Origin of the sequence: Streptomyces sp. CB02056, from assembly GCF_001905545.1 — a bacterium.
Lineage (GTDB): Bacteria > Actinomycetota > Actinomycetes > Streptomycetales > Streptomycetaceae > Kitasatospora.
This window is the reverse complement of the sequence record NZ_LIPD01000001.1, coordinates 237,013-254,978: the sequence shown is the minus strand read 5'-3', so window position 1 is coordinate 254,978 and position 17,966 is coordinate 237,013. Positions and strand designations below refer to the sequence as shown.

Below are 17,966 nucleotides of genomic sequence, written 5' to 3'. Positions count from 1 at the left end.
GGGACCTCCAGGCTGTGGACGAGGGTCGCCTTCCCCAGCTGCCTCGTGCCTGCAGTTGATCCGCAGTTACTCACGTTAGCCGACATTAAGCTACTAAATTGAGCAAAACGGACAGGCTTTCGCTCAATGCTAGTCGAATCCTCAACGAGGTCTACCCCTCGGCCGGATCTCTCCCCCGAACGGCCCCATCGTCGGCGGGACCACCGTACCGCGAGGCGCCACAGGATGGATGACGCACTTTCGGATCCGGACGGAATGCGGTAGTGCGACCGCAGCGCCCGCGCCCGACCGCGGGCCGCACATGACAGACCGCCCCGCCGCCCGGTGGGGGCGGCGGGGCGGTCGAGTCTCCTGACGGATCGTCAGCCGTCCAGGCGGACGACCATCTTGCCGGTGTTGACGCCGCTCAGCAGACCGAGGAAGGCGTCCACCGTGCCGTCGATGCCCTCGCTCACCGTCTCGCGGTACTTCAGCTCACCGGAGCGCACCCACGCCGAGACCTCCTCGACGAACTTCGGCTGGAGGTCGTAGTGGTCGCCGACGAGCAGCCCCTCCATGCGGAAGCGCTTGGCGATGATCTGCGCCAGGTTGCGCGGGGCCGGAGTGGGCTCGGTGGCGTTGTACTGCGAGATCATGCCGCAGACCACGATGCGCCCGTGCAGGTTGATCGAGTCGATCGCCGCTTCGAGGTGCTCGCCGCCCACGTTGTCGAAGTACACGTCGATGCCGTCGGGGGCCGCCGCCCGGAGCTGGTCGGCGACCGGACCGTTCTTGTAGTTGAACGCGGCGTCGAACCCGTACTCCTCCACCAGGAGTTCGACCTTCTCGTCCGAGCCGGCGGAGCCGATCACCCGCGACGCGCCCTTCAGCCTGGCGAGCTGGCCGACGATGCCGCCCACGGCGCCGGCCGCGCCGGACACGAACACCACGTCGCCGGCCTTGATCCCGGCGACCCGCGTCAGCCCCGCGTACGCGGTCAGCCCCGGCATGCCCAGCACGCCCAGGTAGGTGGAGAGCGGCGCGGCGTCCGGGTCCACCTTGACGGCCGTCCTGGGGTCGAACGTCGCGTACTCGCGCCAGCCGAAGAAGTGCAGGACGTAGTCGCCCTCGGCGAAGCCCTCCGCCCGCGAGGCGACGACCCGGCCGACCGCGCCGCCCAGCATCGGCTTGTCCAGCTCGTACGGCTCCGCGTAGGACTTGCGGTCCGACATCCGGCCCCGCATGTACGGGTCCACCGAGAGGTAGACGTTGCGGACCAGGACCTCGCCCGGGCCGGGGGTCCGGACCGGGGCCTCGACCAGGGCGAAGTCGGTCGGCACCGGCCAGCCCTGGGGGCGGGCGGCGAGGTGCCATTCACGGGCGGTCGCGGGGGTGGCGGCCTGCTCTGCCATCGGGGGCTCCTTGAGGGTTCGGGTGCGGGTTCAGGCGCTGTTCACAACATGAAAGGTTGATGAACTGAAGTAACGATGGGCATGAAAGGTTCACCCTGTCAACTTTTCAGGTAGACTTTTGACCATGGAGACCCAGCCCGTCGAGGACGCCACGCCGCAGCCCGACGAGATCACCCGCGAGGTCGTCGACCTGATGGCCAACCTGGTCGCGCTGTTCCACCGCGAGTACGAGGAGGCCGCCGCCGCCCGCTCGCTCACCGGCGCCCAGGCCAAGGTGCTCGCCCTGCTGCGGCGCGGACCGATGCCGATGCGCCAGATCGCCCAGACGCTCAGCTGCGAGCCCTCCAACATCACCGGCATCGTCGACCGGCTCGAATCCCGCGGCTTCGTCACCCGCGAGGCCGACCGGCACGACCGCCGGGTCAAGCTGGTCGCCGCCACCGGCACCGGCTCGGCCGCCTCCGAGGAGCTCCGCGAGTCGCTCAACTTCGCCCGCGAGCCGCTGGCCGCACTCGGCCCGGACGAGCGGACGGCCCTGCGCGACCTGCTCCGGAGGATGCTCGCGGGCGCCTCCGGCCCGGGCGCGTGACCAGCATCACAGGTCCCGGGGGCTGTCCGTTGGCCCCGGGGGGGTAACCGAACCGCCTCCCGGAACGTCTAACGTTCGAACATCGAACATCGAACGCGAGATACCTGAAGACGGGGGGCACTGAGGATGAGCAGCAGTGCGCGTCGGCGCCGCTACCTGCGGACCGCCATCGGCCTGGCCGCCGCACTGGTGCTGTCGGTCGCGGGTGCCGGAGCCTGGTTCTACCACCGGCTGGACAACAACATCACCACCTTCGACCCGGGCGGCGTCGCCACCGAGCGCCCGCCGGCCGCCGTGCCGGCCAGCCCCGGCGCCCAGGTGCCGGTCAACGTTCTGCTGCTCGGCTCGGACACCCGCGACGGGGGCAACGACTCGCTGGGCGGCGGCGACGAGGGCGTCGGCCACTCGGACACCGCGATCCTGGTGCACATCTACGCCGACCACAAGCACGCCGTCGGCGTCTCGATCCCCCGCGACACCCTGGTCACCATCCCGTCCTGCAAGCTGCCGAACGGCAGCTGGACGACGCCGAAGAACGACCAGATGTTCAACTCCGCCTTCACCGTCGGCCTGGCGGAGAGCGGCAACCCGGCCTGCACCCAGAACACCGTCGAGAAGCTGACCGGGCTGCGGATCGACCACACCGTCGTGGTCGACTTCAAGGGCGCGGCCGCGATGTCCGACGCCGTGGGCGGCGTGGAGGCCTGCGTGCCCAACGACGTCAACCAGTTCGGCATACACCTCAAGAAGGGCCTCCAGAAGCTCTCCGGGCAGTCCGCGGTGGACTACCTGAGAGCGCGCCACGGCATCGGCGACAACTCCGACATCGGCCGGATGAAGCGCCAGCAGGCCTTCCTCTCGTCGATGATCAAGAAGGTGCAGGGCCAGGGCTTCTCACTGCCCACCCTGCTGCCGCTGGCCGACGCGGCCACCAAGTCGCTCACCGTGGACGAGGGTCTCGGCACCGCGATGAAGCTGGTGGACTTCGCCCGCTCGATCCAGGACATCAAGCTCTCGGACGTCTCCTTCGTCACCGCCCCCTGGCGCTTCGCCGGCGAGCGGGTGCGGCTGGTCCAGCCGGACGCCGACGCGCTCTGGAAGCTGCTGCGCGAGGACCGCACCCTGGACGGGCAGAGCACCTCCGGGACGGGCCAGGTGACCTCCTCCCCCGGCGCCGACCCGGGGGCCCCGGCCACGCCGCTCACCCCGGAGCAGGCCGCGGCGCCGATCACCGTGGTCAACGGGGTCGGCACGCCCGGCCTGGCCGGCTCCGGCGCCGAGACGCTCAAGGCGCGCGGCTTCCGGAGCATCACCCTCGGCCCCAACTCCCCCGGGCAGCAGGCCACCCAGGTCTCCTACGACCCCGCGCTGAAGGCCGTCGCCGACCAGGTCGTGGCGCTCTTCCCCGGCGCCAAGGCGGTCGAGGAGCCCGGCTCGGGGGCGATCACCGTCGCCCTCGGCGCCGACTACCGCGGGGCGGGCACCCGGCTCGACGCGGTGGCCGCCCCGAGCCCGGAGCCCGGTGCCGGGACCGCTCCCGGGGCTGCCGCCGGGGCCCCTGCCGCCGCGGCCCCTGCCGGGGCGGGCGCCGCCCCGGGCGCCACCGCGGGCAGCACCCCCGGCGCCCTCCCGGGCGGCGTCCCCACCGGCATAGCGGAGAACACCCGCACCGCCGACACCGACCCGTGCGCGAACCTGACCTTCGGCTGACCGCGCCCGGCCTCCGGCCCGCCTGAGGGCCGGGCCGCCCGTCGAACTCCCGCCCGTCCTCCCCGCGTTCGCCCGGAAAGGGCGGGCGGCCCGGCGTCCGGGCGGGCACCTCGCGCGGCTGAACCGTGGGCGCCTCGCCCCGACGGCCGGCGGCCGCTACTCCGGATCCGGCAGCCCGGTGACGACGGCGGTGAGGCGGGTGCCGTGCGGGAAGGCGCCCGCCGCCGCCAGGTCCGCCAGCGCGGCGAGCAGCTTGGCGACGTAGCGGCGCTCCAGCGGGATGCCGTGGCGGCGCTCGAACCGCTCGGCGAAGCCGGCCAGCTCGGCCGGGACCTTCCCGTAGCCGCCGCCGTGGTGCCCGTGGTCGATCCGCCAGTTGTCGAACCCGCGCCCGTAGGCGGCCCGGTGCAGCCGGGCGACCTCCTCCTCCAGGTAGCCCTCGCCGCCGCGCAGCACCGCCACCCCGAGCGCCCGGGCGCCCGCCGGCAGGCCGGCCGCGATGCCGGCCAGGGTGCCGCCGGTGCCGACCGGGCAGCAGACCACGTCCCGCTCGCCGAGGTCGGGCAGTTCGGCCGGGATCGCGGCCGCGCCGACGGCGGCCAGGGCGTTGGAGCCGCCCTCCGGGAGCACCAGGCAGGGGCCCCAGCGGCGGAGCGGGTCCGCCGCGCCGTCCTCCCCCTCGGCCCGGCCGGTGGCCTCCCGGTACGCGGCCCGGGTCAGGAACTCCAGCCGCATCCCGGCCGCCTCGGCGGCCCGCAGCGACCAGTTGCGCGGCCGGTCGGCCAGTTCCTCGCCGCGGACCAGCCCGACGCTCTCCAGTCCGAGCGCGCCGGCGGCGGCCGCGACGGCCCGCAGGTGGGTCGAGTAGGCGCCGCCGAAGGTCAGCAGCCGGGTGTGGCCCCGCTCCACGGCGGCGGCCAGGTTGGGCGCCAGCTTGCGCCACTTGTTGCCGGGGACGGTCGGGTGCAGCAGGTCGTCCCGCTTCAGCCGCAGCTCCACCCCGGCCCGGGCGAAGGCCTCGTCGGTGCAGTCCACCAGCGGGGTCGGCAGCAGGGCGGCTTCGAGCATCCGGCCAGCATAAGGCGGACGCGCGGAGCCCGGCCCGCCGGTGCGGCGGCCGGGCTCCGCGCCCCGGGACGGGCCGCCACCCCCGTGGACGGCCCGTCAGCCCAGGACGGCGATCTCCGCCGTGTGGCTCGCCTGGCGCCAGGCGAGGGCCGAGCCGAGCGCCTTCGGGACCGGGCCGGCCGCCGGGTACAGCTTCTCGATCCGGCCGCGGTGCTCCCGACGCTGCTTGGGATCCAGCACCGTGCGCAGCCGCCCCGCGGCGACCAGGGCCACCAGCGCCGCGTCGGCCGGGTCCACCCGGCTGAGCGGGCCCTTCAGCGCGGCGGTGACGGAGGCCGCCAGCGCCGCGCGCACCTCGGGCCCGTCCAGGGTGACCCGGGTGACCGGGAACACCCCGGCCGCCCGGCCCTGCTGGAGGCCGATCCAGCCCGCCTCCGCCAGGCCCTCCCGGATCCGCCGGGCCGGCTGGTCGCGCCCGACGCTGGGGGCGCGGCCGATCCACCAGCTCCAGCTGTGCGGCCGCTTCTCCTGGATCCGGCCCAGCAGGTGGGCGCTGTACGGGTCGAGGCCGGCCGAGGCGGCGGAGTCCCGGACCCTCGCGACGGCCGTCCGGCCCTCCTCGCGCACCAGTCCGCGGCGCAGCAGTTCGGTCAGCGCCGCCGCCTGCAGCACCAGGTGGAGGGTGGACTGCCGGGTGATCCGCCCGCGCCGCGGGTCGTAGGCGAGCAGGTACAGCTTCTCGGGCAGGTTGACGGGGAGGTCGGCGGGCGGCTTGCTGGGCAGTTTGGCGAGCAGGTCCATCTCGTTCTCCGGTCGTTCGGTCGGTGCCCGGCCCGCCGCGGTCAGTCCGCCGCGGAACCACCGCTCTGCGGACTCTCCGGGTTCTCCGGGCGGCTCTCCGGGTTCTCCTCGGGCGGGCTCTCCTTGGGCGGGCTCTCCTTGGGCGGGCGTCCGCGCCGGGGGAGCCGGGCCGCGCCGCCGGGCATCCGGCCGGCGTCGGTGAGGGCGCGGCGGAGCAGGAACTCGATCTGGGCGTTGGTGCTGCGCAGTTCGTCCCCGGCCCACCGGGCCAGCGCGTCGTGAACTGAAGGGTCCAGTCGCAACAGGAGCTTCTTCCGTTCCGTCGCCAAGGCCTCGCCTTACTGGTAGAGGGAGCCCGTGTTCACGACGGGCTGGGTGCCGCGGTCGCCGCAGAGCACCACCAGGAGGTTGCTCACCATGGCGGCCTTGCGCTCCTCGTCCAGCTCCACGACATCGCGTTCGGCGAGCCGGTCCAGCGCCTCCTCGACCATACCGACGGCGCCCTCGACGATCAGCCTGCGCGCCGCCACCACGGCCCCGGCCTGCTGGCGCTGGAGCATCACCTGGGCGACCTCCGGAGCGTACGCGAGCCTGGTGATCCGGGACTCGATGACCCGCACTCCGGCCGCGGCGACCCTGGCGGCGATCTCGGCGGAGAGCTTGCGGGCGATCTCGTCCGCGCCGTCGCGCAGCGACAACTGGCCCTCGTGGTGGGCGTCGTACGGGTAGCTGGTGGCGATGTGCCGTACGGCCGTCTCGGTCTGGATGGCGACGAAGTCGGCGTAGTCGTCCACCTCGAAGACCGCCATCGCGGTGTCCTCGACCTGCCAGACCACCACGGCGGCCATCTCGATCGGGTTGCCGTCCGCGTCGTTGACCTTGGTGGTCTCCGTCTCGTGGTTGCGGATCCGGGTGGATATCCGGCGCCGGCTGGTGAAGGGGTTCAGCCAGGTCATGCCCTCGGCGCGGACGGTGCCCCGGTAGCGCCCGAGCAGCTGGACCACCCGGGCCTGTCCGGGCGAGACCACCGTCAGCCCGCACATCAGCACCACCGAGCCGAGCAGCAGCACCGGCCCGAGGACCATCAGCCCGATGCCCAACCCCTTTCCGCCGCCGGAGAGTTGGACCGCGCCGGCGACGAACGAGCCGACTCCGGCGAGCAGGCCGAGCAGCGTGCCGCCGAGGACCGGCAGGCCGGCCGCCCCGGTGATGGCCCGTTCGGTGATCTTGGGGACCGGGAGGTCCAGGACGGCACCGTCCTCGACGGCGAAAGGCGGGGTGGTCATGGGGCGACTCCTTCGGCGAGCATCCGCATCCGATGGCAAAGTGATATCACTTTTTGAGCGTGCGGCGCCAGGGTCCGGTGACGGGAAGAAAGGAGCGAACGGCCGCGGAGAAGGCGGCGGAGAGCCGTCGGGGACGGTCGGGGCCGATGCCCACGGGCGGGTGAATTCCGGCGCGCCACACGGGGAAGGAGGGTGGCCGCGGCCTAGACTCTGCGACGTCGCATGCGGTGGAAAGGCGGCGGGGCCCCGGCTCGGCGGCCCGCCCGCGAAGGGTCATCACGACACTCGTCGCACATCGAGAAGGTGGGGCGGGTGGGACTCGAACCCACGACCAAGGGATTATGAGTCCCCTGCTCTAACCGGCTGAGCTACCGCCCCGGTTCGCCGCGCGCGCCGGTCGTCGACACGGCAGCAGCAGACGGCCCCAGCGAGGCCGTCCCGGGCAGCATAGCCGGTCGATCACCCGTGATGCTCGCCGGGGGCGCACCTGGGTGCGCGACGGTGCGCCCCTCCCGGGCGGCGCAGCCCGGGTGGCGGCGGGGCACCCGTCCGGGGCAGCCTGGGCGGATGACGACACGTGGGACGGGGGCGGCGGCCGCGGCGCTCGCACTGGTGCTGGCCGCGGCGGGCTGCACCACCGCGGCGCGGCCGGGCGGAAGCTCCCCGACCGTCACCTCCGCACCACCCAGCGCCGCCACCTCCGCCGCCGTCAACAGCCACGGCTGGAACCGGCAGCGGTTCAAGGGCGCGTCCGGCCGGCACACCGGCGTCACCCGCACCGCCAAGCCCACCGTGCTCAACGGCCTGGTCGGCGCGGTGTTCACCCGCAACGCCACCGGCGACCACTTCTGCACCGCCAGCGTGGTCGACAGCGCCGGGCTCAACCTCGTCGTCACCGCCGCCCACTGCGTCTGGGACCCGAAGCTCGGCCGGCGCGGCGACCTGGTCTTCGTCCCCGGCTACCGCGACGGCGACACCCCCAGCGGCGTCTGGCCGCTGCTGGCCGTCACCGTGGACGACGCCTGGAACGACCACGCCGACCCGGACATGGACGTCGCCTTCGCGGTCGTCCAGGCCCAGAACGGGCAGCAGGTCCAGCAGGTGCTCGGCGCCAACCGACTGGGCGTCAACCGCGGCTACCGGCTCCCGGTGAAGATCACCGGCTACCCGAGCAGCAGCGGCGTCCCGATCACCTGCTCCAACACCACCCTCCAGCAGAGCCCCACCCAGCTGCGGATCGACTGCCCCGACTACACCGGCGGCACCAGCGGCAGCCCCTGGGTCACCGACTTCGACCCGAGCACCAGGACCGGCACCGTGGTCGGCGTGATCGGCGGCTACCAGGAGGGCGGCAACAGCCCGGACACCTCGTACAGCAGCTACTTCGGCGACCGCGTCCAGGCCCTGTACGACCGCGCCACCGGCTGACCGGGCGGCGGGCGGGACCCCGGCGGTGGCGCCGCCGGGCCCGGCCTGGTAGATCTTCCTCACGAACGGCGGAACGCACGGCCCCGGTGCCCGCCCCGAGGACGAGACGGAGCCCCGATGGCCTCCCGCCCGGCACGGCCCGCGCACACGGCACGAACGGTCGCGCTGGCCGCCCTGCTGCTGGCCGCCGGCACCGCCTGCGGCGGGCAGGATGCGGCGCCCCGCGCCGAGGTCGCGCAGCGGAGCCCCGCCCGGGACCGGATCGGCACCCTCTCCATCCACACCGCGCAGGGACCGCGGGCCTGCACCGCGAGCGTGGTGCACAGCCCCCGGGGCAACCTGCTGGTCACCGCGGCGCACTGCGTGCAGACCCGCCGGATCGGCCTGCTGGACGGCCTGGTGTTCACCCCCGGCTACCGCAACGGGTCCACCCCGTACGGGACTTGGCCGGTGCAGGCGATCACCGTCGACCCGCGCTGGGCGGCCGGCGACGACCCCGAGTACGACGTGGCCTTCGTCACGGTGGGCCCGGTCGACGGCCGGCAGGTCGAGGAGGCGGTCGGCGGCAACCCGGTCGGCACCGGCCAGGGCTTCGGGCTGTCCGTCTCGGTCACCGGCTACCCGAACGAGAGCGACGAGCCGATCACCTGCGCCGTCCGCACCAGCTCGCAGAGCGCCACCCAGGAGCGCTTCGACTGCGGCGGCTACACCGACGGCACCAGCGGCAGCCCGTGGGTCACCTCGAACGGCGCGGTGGTCGGCGTGATCGGCGGCTACCAGGAGGGCGGGGAGACCCCCGGCACCTCGTACAGCGTCACCTTCGACCAGCGGGTCGCCGAGCTCTACCGGAAGGCGACCGCCTGACCCGGGAGCCGCCCCCGGCGCCGGCCCTGCGGCGACCCGGGCCCGCGGGCGGTGTCGCGCACGTCACGCCGCGGAGCCAGCCGGGGACAACACGAAGGCCCCCCGGTCGACCGAGGGGCCTTCGCTCTGAGCAGTCACCGGGCAGGCCCGGTGCAGCTCCCGCAATTGGACTCGAACCAATAACCTGCCGATTAACAGTCGGCTGCTCTGCCAATTGAGCTATGCGGGATCGCGGTACCCAACTTCCGTACCACGGACGGGAACAGGACCCCGGAGGGCCTTCTCCCGAGCTCCCCCAATTGGACTCGAACCAATAACCTGCCGATTAACAGTCGGCTGCTCTGCCAATTGAGCTATGGGGGATCGGCTCCCGCCTCGGCCCCCGGTCTCCCGGGCTCCTCGGCGCTCGCTGCGGGACATACATTAGCGCACTCGGGGGGGTGGTCCGCCAATCGCTTTCCCGGATCGCCCCCGGATCGCCGCCCGGCGTGCCCCGCGCGCGCCCGGCGACGGGGCCGGGGATGCTGGGGCGCGGACGGTTCGCCGTCCCGACGTACGGGTAGGGCAATGCGGCAGAGGCCGCCAGGAGAGGGTGGATCCGACCATGTGGAAGCTGTCGTTGGCCGTGGGTTTCGCGGCCGGCTACGTCCTGGGCTCGCGAGCCGGGCGCCAGCGCTACGAACAGATCGCCAAGGTCACCCGGGAGATCGCCCGGAACCCCACGGTCCAGAACGCGACCGACCGGGCCCGGCAGCAGGCCGGTGCGGTGGCCGGGAAGGCGGCCGACGCGGTCGCCGGCCGGGTCGGCGACCGGCTGCCGAACGCCGTCACCGACCGGGTGCCGTACTTCAACCGCACCAGGGCGGAGGACGACGGCTGGGGGACCTTCCGGCCGTGAGCGCCGGGCCCGGCCCGACCGCCTCACCCGGGGCGGTCGGGCCGGGTACCCGCCGTCCGTGACGGGACGGTGACAGCTGGGCGAAGCGGACCCCGACCCGGGGTCGCGAACCCGCAACAGGCCGCCCGGCCCGGACGCGTCCGGGGCCGGGCTGAGGCATGATCTCGGCATGGCCATCGTCGCGGGGATAGACAGCTCGACCAACCGCACCAGGATCGTCGCGTGCGACGCCGACACCGGCGCCGTCCTGCGCTCCGGCAAGGCGCCGCACCCCGTCCCCGAGGACCAGGACCTGCGCCCGGGCGAGGCCGACCCCCAGGTCTGGCTGCACTCGCTCGGCGACGCCGCGACCGGCGGCCTGCTGGAGAGCGTCCGGGCGATCGGGGTCAGCGCCCAGCAGCACGGGATGATCGGCCTCGACGCGGGCGGGGTGCTGGTCCGCCCGGCGATCCTCTGGAACGACCCGCGCTCCAGCGGCGCCGCCGCCAAACTGCTGGACGCCCTCGGCGGCCCGGCCGCCTGGACGGCCGCGATCGGCTCCGTGCCGGCCCCCACGTACACCGTCGCCAAGCTGCGCTGGCTGGCCGAGTTCGAGCCCGCCAACGCCCGCCGGGTCGCCGAGGTGCTGCTGCCGCACGACTGGCTGGTCTGGCAGCTGCTCGGCCACCCCAAGCGCCGCACCACCGACCGCGGCGACGCCTCCGGCACCGGCTACTGGTCGCCGATCACCGGCGAGTACCGGCAGGACCTGGTGGAGCTGGCGCTCGGCCACGAGCTCAGACTGCCCGACGTCCTGCCCCCGGCCGAGCCCGCCGGGCACACCCCCGAGGGCCTGCTGATCTCGGCCGGCACCGGGGACAACATGGCCGCCGCGCTGGGCCTGGGCCTCGGCCCGGGCGACGCGGTGGTCTCGCTCGGCAGCGCCGGGACGATCTTCGCGGTGCACGAGGAGGCCGTGGTCGACGCGTCCGGCCTGGTCTCCTCCTTCGCCGACGCCAGCGGCCGGCACCTGCCGATGGTCGCCACCCTCAACGCCGCCCAGGTGCTCCGCTCCACGGCCGCCCTGCTCGGCCGGGACCTGGAGGGCCTGAGCGACCTCGCCCTGCACTCCTCCCCCGGCGCCTACGGCCTGGTGCTGCTGCCGTACCTGGACGGCGAGCGCACCCCCGCGCTGCCGCACGCGGCCGGCACCCTGACCGGCCTGCGGGCCGAGGCGATGACCCCTCAGCACCTGGCCCGGGCCGCCGTCGAGGGCATGCTCTGCAACATCGCCGACGCCCTCGACGTGCTGCGCGCCCAGGGCGTCCCGGTGAAGCGGGTGTTCCTGCTCGGCACGGCCGGGCGGCTGCCCGCCGTCCGGCACATCGCCCCGATGCTGTTCGGCGTCCCGGTCGTGGTGCCGCCGCCCGGCGCGCACGCCGCCCGCGGGGCCGCCCGGCAGGCCGCCTGGGCGCTGGCCGGCACCCCGCAGCCCCCGGAGTGGGAGCTGCCGGACGCCGAGACCGTCGAGCCCGACGGGGAGCAGGACCTGGCGATCGGCTCGGCGGTGCGTCAGCAGTACCGGGCCGCCCGCGACCAGGTCCACCCGGAGGCGGCGGCCTGACCCCGGAGCGGGGGCGGCGGACCGAGCCCCGGAGCGGGGGTGACGGACCGCGCGGATGCGTCGCCCGGCACCCGGTGGCAGCGTGGGACGGGACACGGCCACCGACCCGAAGGACGGCAGGACGCCATGGCGCTGCACAAGGGGGCCGGCGGCGACCGCCGGCTGAGCATCGGCCCGTACCCGACCATCGCCGACCCGCTGGGCGCGATGAAGCTGGCCCCGCCGCTGCACCGGCTCGGCGAGGTCCCGGTCGCGGCCGAGACCGCGTACCAGCTGATCCACGACGAGCTGATGCTGGACGGCAACGCCAAGCTCAACCTGGCGACCTTCGTCACCACCTCGATGGAGGCCCAGGCCACCCGGCTGATGACCGAGTGCCTCGACAAGAACATGATCGACAAGGACGAGTACCCGCAGACCGCCGAACTGGAGCGGCGCTGCGTGGCGATCCTCGCCGACCTCTGGCACGCCCCCGACCCGGACGGCGCGGTCGGCTGCTCCACCACCGGCTCCAGCGAGGCCTGCATGCTGGCCGGCATGGCGCTCAAGCGCCGCTGGATGCACCGCAACGCCGACCGCTACGCCGCCGGGGCCCGGCCCAACCTGGTGATGGGCGTCAACGTGCAGGTGTGCTGGGAGAAGTTCTGCAACTTCTGGGAGATCGAGGCGCGCACCGCGCCGATGGAGGGCACCCGCTTCCACCTGGACGCCGAGCGGGCGGTCGCCCTGTGCGACGAGGACACCATCGGGGTGGTCGGCGTGCTCGGCTCCACCTTCGACGGCTCGTACGAGCCGGTCGCGGAGATCTGCGCGGCCCTGGACGCCTACCAGGAGCGCACCGGCACCGACGTCCCGGTGCACGTGGACGGCGCCTCCGGCGCCATGGTGGCGCCCTTCCTCGACCCGGAGCTGCTCTGGGACTTCCGGCTGCCCCGGGTGGCCTCGATCAACACCTCCGGCCACAAGTACGGCCTGGTGTACCCCGGCGTGGGCTGGGCGCTCTGGCGCGACCGGGCGGCGCTGCCGGAGGAGCTGGTCTTCCGGGTCAACTACCTGGGCGGCGAGATGCCGACCTTCGCCCTCAACTTCTCCCGGCCCGGCGCCGAGGTGGTGGCCCAGTACTACGTCTTCCTGCGGCTCGGCCGGGAGGGCTTCCGGGCCGTCCAGGGCGCCTGCCGCGAGGTCGCCACCTACCTGGCCGGGCGGATCGGGAAGCTGGACGGCTTCCGGCTGCTGACCCGGGGCGACCAGGTCCCGGTGTTCGCCCTCACCACCGAGGGGGACGTCCCGTTCGACGTGTTCGACGTCTCACGGCGGCTGCGCGAGCGCGGCTGGCAGGTCCCCGCGTACACCTTCCCGGCGAACCGGGAGGACCTGTCGGTGCTCCGGGTGGTCTGCCGCAACGGCTTCTCCCGGGACCTCGCCGACCTGCTGCTGGCCGACCTCGACCGGCTGCTGCCGGAGCTGCGGCGCCAGCCCGTCCCGCTCCGGGAGCTCGGGGTGCCGCCCCGACCGGGCTTCCACCACTGACCCCGTTCGCGCGGCCGGGCGTGCATCCGGCCGGTCGTACGACCGGGAGAACGTCACAGCGGGGAGGGCGCAGCGAAGCGCCCTCCCCGCCGGAGCATCCCGGCGGACCCGGGGCAGCCTCCCCCCGCGAGGCTGCCCCGGACCGGTGGGGGCCGGGAGCGGGTGCGGACCGACGACGGGTGATCGATCGGGGTCCGAACGGTTCCACCGACGGGTGGACCGCACCGGCCAGAGAACTCTGCACGATGACCACATGGATGTTCGAGCGTCTCCGGGGGTTGTGAGACACTTCCGTCCGTCTCAGCGCCATGACCTGGGGTTTGGGACGCCAGGCCGATCAGGTTGGAGAAGCGGAGACGCCGAACGGCCCGGACCGGGACCCTGCCGCTCCCCCGTTCCCCGCCCCCGTTTCTCGAGTTTGGAGCGCCGCCGTGGGTTCCGCCTGGAAGCAGCTGCCCGACGAGCTGTCCGAGCCCGCCAGACGCCTGGCGGAGGAGCTCCGGGCCGTCAAGGACGCCGCCGGACTGTCGCTGTCCGAGCTGGCCGCCCGCACCCACTACAGCCGGGCCTCCTGGGAGCGCTGGCTCAACGGCAAGCGGGTCGTCACCGAGCAGGCGCTGGACGCGCTGGCCGGGGCGGTCGAGTGCGACGGGGCCGCGCTGCGGGCGCTGTGGCGGCAGGCGGTGGCCGGGCCGGAGGCCGTCACTGACGGGCCCTCGGGCGCCGAGGATGCCGCCGTGGAGGAGGCCGTCTCCGTCACGGAGGCGCCGGTGGCCGGGCAGGAGCCCGGGCCCGCCCCCGCCGTCTGGTGGCGGCGCCCGGCGGCGCTGGTCTCCGGTGCGGCCGCGCTGGCGCTGCTGCTGGTCCTGGTGGGCCTGCGGATCAGCCGGCACGACGGGCAGGCCGCGGCGGCCGACCGGCCCGCCGCGACGACCGGTGCCTCCGCCGCTCCCAAGCCCGGGCCCACCGCCCCGGCCTGTCAGGCCGTCGGCTGCGCGCACAAGGACCCGAAGACCACCGGCTGCGGCAAGGACGCCCGGACCCTGCAGACCCAGGTGGTCGGCAAGGTGGTCGTCTACCTCCGGTACAGCCAGACCTGCCGGGCCGCCTGGGCGGCCATCACCGAGGGCCAGCCGAAGGACTACGCGACGATCACCGACGGCACCGGCGAGAGCGAGACGGCGCTCATCCACTGGGGCTACGACAACTACTCGGCGATGCTGGACGCGGCGGACCCGACCGTCACCTTCCAGGTCTGCGGCTACCAGCCGGCCGGCCACGACTGCACCGCGGTCGTCTCCGACCTGGCCATGGTGGTGGCCTCCACCCCGATCCCGATCGGGCCCGCCTCTCCCCCGCCGGGCACCGGCGCGGGCGCGTCCACGACCCCGGCCCCGGCCACACCGGCCGACCCCGCTCCGACCGACCCCGCTCCGATCGACCCGTCGGCGCCGACCGCGTCGCCGAGTCCGTCCTAGGGTCCGGGCTCAGTCGAGGTAGCCGCGCAGCTGCTCGGCGCAGGCGTGGTCGCGGAGCTTGACCAGGGTCTTCGACTCGATCTGGCGGATCCGCTCCCGCGTCACGCCGAACACCGCGCCGATCTCCTCCAGCGTGCGCGGGCGGCCGTCGTCCAGCCCGTAGCGGAGCTGGACGACCTGGCGCTCCCGATCCCCCAGGGTGGCCAGGACGGCCTCCAGGTGCTGGCGCAGCAGCAGGAAGGTCGCGGACTCGGCGGGCGAGGCGGCGTCGGCGTCCTCGATCAGGTCCCCGAGCGCGACGTCCTCCTCCTCGCCGACCGGGGTGTGCAGCGAGATCGGCTCCTGGGCCAGCCGGAGCAGCTCGCGCACCCGTTCCTCGGTCAGCTCCAGGGCGGCGGCGATATCGGCCGCGGTCGGTTCCAGGCCGCGTTCCTGGAGCAGGCCGCGCTTCGCCCGGACCACCCGGTTGATCAGCTCGACCACGTGCACCGGCACCCGGATCGTCCGGGCCTGGTCGGCCAGGGCCCGGCTCATCGCCTGCCGGATCCACCAGGTCGCGTACGTGGAGAACTTGAAACCGCGGGTGTAGTCGAACTTCTCCACCGCGCGGATCAGGCCCAGGTTGCCCTCCTGGACCAGGTCCAGCAGGGTCAGCCCGCGCCCGACGTAGCGCTTGGCGACGGAGACGACCAGTCGCAGGTTCGCCTCGATCAGCCGGCGCTTGGCGATCCGGCCCCGCACCACCAGGGTGTCCAGCTCGCCGCCCAGCGGGTCGGGCGGCGGTGGGTCGCCGTTCAGCCGCTCCTCGGCGAAGACGCCGGCCTCCACCCGGCGGGCCAGCTCGACCTCCTCCTCGGCGGTGAGCAGGCGGATCCGGCCGATCTCGCGCAGGTACTGGCGCAGCAGGTCGGCGGACGGCCCGGTGTCGTCGCCGGGCCCGCGGCGCTCGTCCGGGTCCTCGGCGTCGGCCCGCGCCCCGGACCCGGCTTCGGGGTCCGGGCTGTCCGGATGGCCCTCCGGCAGGCCCTGGGCGGGGATCCGGGCACCGTCCGGGGGCACCGCCCCGGCCCGGCCGTGGTGGGTGTCCTGCTCCCCGTCCGGTTCGGCGGGGTTCGCTCTCGTACTGGTGGTGGTCGCTGCGACGACGCCTTGCTCCACGGGCATCCCCTCGGGGCGGGCGCGACTCTGGCGGACCCGCGCAGTACGGAGGTGGGACGCCCTCCAGTGTGCGGTACGCCACGCTCCGTGGCCGAGACTCGTGCGCCGACTTTCTGCGCCCGGGTTCGGGCGCCGGGTCCGGGCGGCGGGTGCCGCGGGGCGCGCTACAGCGCCGCCGCGCCCTGGCTGCGCAGCTGCTGCCCGTACTGCTGGAGCTGCCACAGCTCGGTCTGCACCGCGTGCAGCTGCTCGGCCTCGGCCCGGGGGCCGAGCCGCTGGAGGTAGCCGCGGACCTCGGTGATCCGCCGGTCCACCGCCAGCAGGCGCAGCTTGACCAGGAACTCCCCCGCGTAGATCGCGTCCGCCTTGCGGCGCGAGCGGACCGGCTCGACGGTCAGCTCGGTGACCAGCGAGCGCACCTGGTCGTCCGGGGCCGCCTCGCGCACCGCGCTGGTGAAGTCGGGCAGGGTCGCCCCGTACGCGGCGCCGCCGGCCTTGGCGACGGCCTGTCGGACGGCGGTGTACGGCGGGGTCGGGAACTCGTCCTCGCCGTAGTGGTCGAAGGCCGGGCTGACCAGGTCCGGGTGCTGGAGCGCCAGCTTGAGCAGCTCCCGCTCGACGAACTGGGCCGGGTCGCGCGGGTTGAGCCGGTAGGCGGGCTGCGCGGCGCGCTGCGGCTGGGCCGGCTCGGGGCGGCGCTGGGCGGCCGCGCCGCGCGGGTTCTGCTGGCGCTCGCGGTCCCAGCGGGCCAGCTGGGAGATCCGGCGGACGACGAACTGCTCGTCCAGGATGCCGAGCATGCCGGCCAGGCGGACGGCGTACTCGTGCTGGATCGAGCGGTCCTTGATCTTGGCGACGATCGGGGCCGCCTCCTCCAGCGCCGCCGAGCGCCCCTCCGGGGTGTCCACCCGGTGCCGGGCGACCGCCGAGGTCAGCGCGAACTCGAACAGCGGGACCGGGTTGTCGATCAGGTGCTTGACCGCCTCGTCGCCCTGGGCCAGGCGCAGGTCGCACGGGTCCATGCCGCCCGGGCTGACCGCGATGGAGGTCTTGGCGGCGAACTTCTGGTCGTCCTCGAAGGCGCGCAGGGCGGCCTTCTGCCCGGCCGCGTCGCCGTCGAAGGTGAAGACGGTCTCGCCCCGGTACTGCGAGGTGTCCATCAGCAGCCGGCGGATGATCTTGATGTGGTCCTCGGCGAAGGCGGTGCCGCAGGTGGCCACCGCCGAGGTGACCCCGGCCAGGTGGCAGGCCATCACGTCGGTGTAGCCCTCGACCACCACCGCGCGGCCCGACTTGGCGATCTCCTTCTTCGCCAGGTCGATCCCGTACAGCACGTGGGACTTCTTGTAGATCGGCGTCTCGGGGGTGTTGAGGTACTTCGGGCCGTTGTCGTCCTCGCGCAGGCGGCGGGCGCCGAAGCCGACCACCTCGCCCGCGATGTCCCGGATCGGCCAGACCAGCCGGCCCCGGAAGCGGTCGATCAGGCCGCCGCGCTGGCCCTGCGAGGCGAGGCCGCCGAGCAGGATCTCCTTGTCGGTGAAGCCCTTGCCGCGCAGGTAGCGGACCAGGTGCTCCCAGCCCGCGGGGGCGTAGCCGACGCCGAAGGTCTTGGCGGCCTCCTCGTCGAAGCCGCGCTCGGCCAGGAAGCGGCGGCCGATCTCCGCCTCCGGCGAGGCCAGCTGCTCCTGGTACCAGGCGGCGGCCACCTTGTGCGCCTCGACCAGCCGGGTGCGCTCGCCCTGCTGGTGGCGGGGGCTGTAGCCGCCCTCCTCGTAGCGCAGGGTGATGCCGGCCTGGGCGGCCATCCGCTCGACGGCCTCGGCGAAGGTGAAGTGCTCGATCTTCATCAGGAAGGCGATGGTGTCGCCGTTCTCCTGGCAGCCGAAGCAGTGGAAGACGCCCTTGGCGGGGTTCACGTAGAAGGAGGCGGACTTCTCGTCGTGGAAGGGGCAGACGCCCTTGTACTCGCCACCGCCACCGTTGGTCAGCTGTACGTAGTCGCCGACCACCGCGTCGATCGGCAGTGCGCTGCGCACCGCCTGTACGTCTTCGTCCCTGATCCGCCCGGCCACCCCGGAAGTCTACTGGGGCGGCGGGGCATTCCGGCCGTGCCGAGGGCTCGGCCCCGGTCGGGGCACGGCCGCACCGGAGCCGTCGCGGCC

At 74.1% G+C, this 17,966-nt stretch carries 15 protein-coding genes and 3 tRNA genes; 8 read left to right on the top strand and 10 right to left on the bottom strand.

The features are described from left to right. Window positions 1-362 precede the first annotated feature (362 nt). Window positions 363-1,391 (bottom strand): NADP-dependent oxidoreductase, encoded by a 1,029-nt coding sequence (locus tag AMK13_RS01090; RefSeq protein WP_049656683.1) that lies wholly within the window; start codon window positions 1,389-1,391, stop codon window positions 363-365. 124 nt (window positions 1,392-1,515) lie between these two features. On the opposite strand from AMK13_RS01090, the gene AMK13_RS01085 reads away from it, so the two are divergent. Continuing rightward, window positions 1,516-1,980, top strand: coding sequence for a MarR family winged helix-turn-helix transcriptional regulator (locus AMK13_RS01085; protein WP_074000762.1), 465 nt, complete (start codon window positions 1,516-1,518; stop codon window positions 1,978-1,980). Window positions 1,981-2,106: 126 nt separating this feature from the next. Continuing rightward, a complete protein-coding gene (locus AMK13_RS01080; RefSeq protein ID WP_074000761.1) occupies window positions 2,107-3,690 on the top strand; it encodes an LCP family protein in 1,584 nt (527 codons plus the stop codon). A gap of 156 nt (window positions 3,691-3,846) precedes the next feature. Here the strand turns inward: AMK13_RS01080 and AMK13_RS01075 are convergent, their stop codons facing one another. The 5 genes from AMK13_RS01075 to AMK13_RS01055 form a co-directional block, all read right to left on the bottom strand. Continuing rightward, window positions 3,847-4,758, bottom strand: a complete 912-nt coding sequence (locus AMK13_RS01075) for a 1-aminocyclopropane-1-carboxylate deaminase/D-cysteine desulfhydrase (RefSeq protein ID WP_074000760.1) — start codon at window positions 4,756-4,758, stop codon at window positions 3,847-3,849. A 96-nt stretch (window positions 4,759-4,854) separates the two neighbouring features. Next, window positions 4,855-5,559 carry a GOLPH3/VPS74 family protein gene (locus AMK13_RS01070; protein WP_074000759.1) on the bottom strand — a complete coding sequence of 235 codons (705 nt, stop codon included), beginning with the start codon at window positions 5,557-5,559 and terminating at the stop codon, window positions 4,855-4,857. A gap of 41 nt (window positions 5,560-5,600) precedes the next feature. Next, a complete protein-coding gene (locus AMK13_RS01065) occupies window positions 5,601-5,888 on the bottom strand; it encodes a hypothetical protein (protein ID WP_074000758.1) in 288 nt (95 codons plus the stop codon). Between the two features lie 9 nt (window positions 5,889-5,897). After that, the gene (locus AMK13_RS01060) at window positions 5,898-6,845 is read right to left on the bottom strand and encodes an SPFH domain-containing protein (RefSeq protein WP_074000757.1); all 948 of its coding nucleotides are present in this window, start codon (window positions 6,843-6,845) and stop codon (window positions 5,898-5,900) included. 304 nt (window positions 6,846-7,149) lie between these two features. After that, window positions 7,150-7,223: transfer RNA gene (locus tag AMK13_RS01055), tRNA-Ile, on the bottom strand. A gap of 189 nt (window positions 7,224-7,412) precedes the next feature. Between AMK13_RS01055 and AMK13_RS01050 the strand changes: the two genes are divergently transcribed. Both AMK13_RS01050 and AMK13_RS01045 read left to right on the top strand, forming a co-directional pair. Next, complete coding sequence (locus AMK13_RS01050; RefSeq protein WP_074000756.1) at window positions 7,413-8,273, top strand: trypsin-like serine peptidase; 861 nt, start codon at window positions 7,413-7,415, stop codon at window positions 8,271-8,273. Window positions 8,274-8,390: 117 nt separating this feature from the next. Beyond that, entirely contained in the window at window positions 8,391-9,137 is a 747-nt protein-coding gene (locus AMK13_RS01045) for a trypsin-like serine peptidase (protein WP_053111986.1), read from the top strand. A 156-nt stretch (window positions 9,138-9,293) separates the two neighbouring features. On the opposite strand, the gene AMK13_RS01040 is transcribed toward AMK13_RS01045, so the two are convergent. Then, window positions 9,294-9,366 (bottom strand) — tRNA-Asn (locus tag AMK13_RS01040). A 61-nt stretch (window positions 9,367-9,427) separates the two neighbouring features. Continuing rightward, window positions 9,428-9,500, bottom strand: a tRNA-Asn gene (locus AMK13_RS01035). A gap of 229 nt (window positions 9,501-9,729) precedes the next feature. Here AMK13_RS01035 and AMK13_RS01030 point away from each other — a divergent pair. From AMK13_RS01030 to AMK13_RS01015, 4 genes are all read left to right on the top strand, one after another. Beyond that, a complete protein-coding gene (locus AMK13_RS01030) occupies window positions 9,730-10,035 on the top strand; it encodes a hypothetical protein (RefSeq protein ID WP_310593127.1) in 306 nt (101 codons plus the stop codon). A 169-nt stretch (window positions 10,036-10,204) separates the two neighbouring features. Further along, a complete protein-coding gene (locus AMK13_RS01025; protein ID WP_049650212.1) occupies window positions 10,205-11,638 on the top strand; it encodes an FGGY family carbohydrate kinase in 1,434 nt (477 codons plus the stop codon). A gap of 126 nt (window positions 11,639-11,764) precedes the next feature. Then, window positions 11,765-13,168 (top strand): glutamate decarboxylase, encoded by a 1,404-nt coding sequence (locus AMK13_RS01020; protein ID WP_074000755.1) that lies wholly within the window; start codon window positions 11,765-11,767, stop codon window positions 13,166-13,168. Window positions 13,169-13,599: 431 nt separating this feature from the next. Further along, entirely contained in the window at window positions 13,600-14,646 is a 1,047-nt protein-coding gene (locus AMK13_RS01015) for a helix-turn-helix domain-containing protein (protein ID WP_074000754.1), read from the top strand. A gap of 9 nt (window positions 14,647-14,655) precedes the next feature. On the opposite strand, the gene AMK13_RS01010 is transcribed toward AMK13_RS01015, so the two are convergent. Together AMK13_RS01010 and dnaG are read right to left on the bottom strand one after the other, a co-directional pair. Continuing rightward, the gene (locus AMK13_RS01010) at window positions 14,656-15,810 is read right to left on the bottom strand and encodes an RNA polymerase sigma factor (protein WP_079271733.1); all 1,155 of its coding nucleotides are present in this window, start codon (window positions 15,808-15,810) and stop codon (window positions 14,656-14,658) included. A gap of 158 nt (window positions 15,811-15,968) precedes the next feature. After that, window positions 15,969-17,876: a DNA primase gene (gene dnaG / locus AMK13_RS01005; RefSeq protein ID WP_049650216.1), complete on the bottom strand. Its 1,908-nt coding sequence runs from the start codon at window positions 17,874-17,876 to the stop codon at window positions 15,969-15,971. Window positions 17,877-17,966 lie beyond the last annotated feature (90 nt).

What these genes read in the sequence shown, in the direction of transcription:
- AMK13_RS01010 (WP_079271733.1), bottom strand. Translation starts at nt 15,810, where the DNA reads ATGCCCGTGGAGCAAGGCGTCGTCGCAGCGACCACCACCAGTACGAGA.
- AMK13_RS01050 (WP_074000756.1), top strand. Translation starts at nt 7,413, where the DNA reads ATGACGACACGTGGGACGGGGGCGGCGGCCGCGGCGCTCGCACTGGTG.
- AMK13_RS01045 (WP_053111986.1), top strand. Translation starts at nt 8,391, where the DNA reads ATGGCCTCCCGCCCGGCACGGCCCGCGCACACGGCACGAACGGTCGCG.
- AMK13_RS01080 (WP_074000761.1), top strand. Translation starts at nt 2,107, where the DNA reads ATGAGCAGCAGTGCGCGTCGGCGCCGCTACCTGCGGACCGCCATCGGC.
- AMK13_RS01085 (WP_074000762.1), top strand. Translation starts at nt 1,516, where the DNA reads ATGGAGACCCAGCCCGTCGAGGACGCCACGCCGCAGCCCGACGAGATC.
- AMK13_RS01070 (WP_074000759.1), bottom strand. Translation starts at nt 5,559, where the DNA reads ATGGACCTGCTCGCCAAACTGCCCAGCAAGCCGCCCGCCGACCTCCCC.
- AMK13_RS01075 (WP_074000760.1), bottom strand. Translation starts at nt 4,758, where the DNA reads ATGCTCGAAGCCGCCCTGCTGCCGACCCCGCTGGTGGACTGCACCGAC.
- AMK13_RS01025 (WP_049650212.1), top strand. Translation starts at nt 10,205, where the DNA reads ATGGCCATCGTCGCGGGGATAGACAGCTCGACCAACCGCACCAGGATC.
- AMK13_RS01020 (WP_074000755.1), top strand. Translation starts at nt 11,765, where the DNA reads ATGGCGCTGCACAAGGGGGCCGGCGGCGACCGCCGGCTGAGCATCGGC.
- AMK13_RS01060 (WP_074000757.1), bottom strand. Translation starts at nt 6,845, where the DNA reads ATGACCACCCCGCCTTTCGCCGTCGAGGACGGTGCCGTCCTGGACCTC.
- AMK13_RS01090 (WP_049656683.1), bottom strand. Translation starts at nt 1,391, where the DNA reads ATGGCAGAGCAGGCCGCCACCCCCGCGACCGCCCGTGAATGGCACCTC.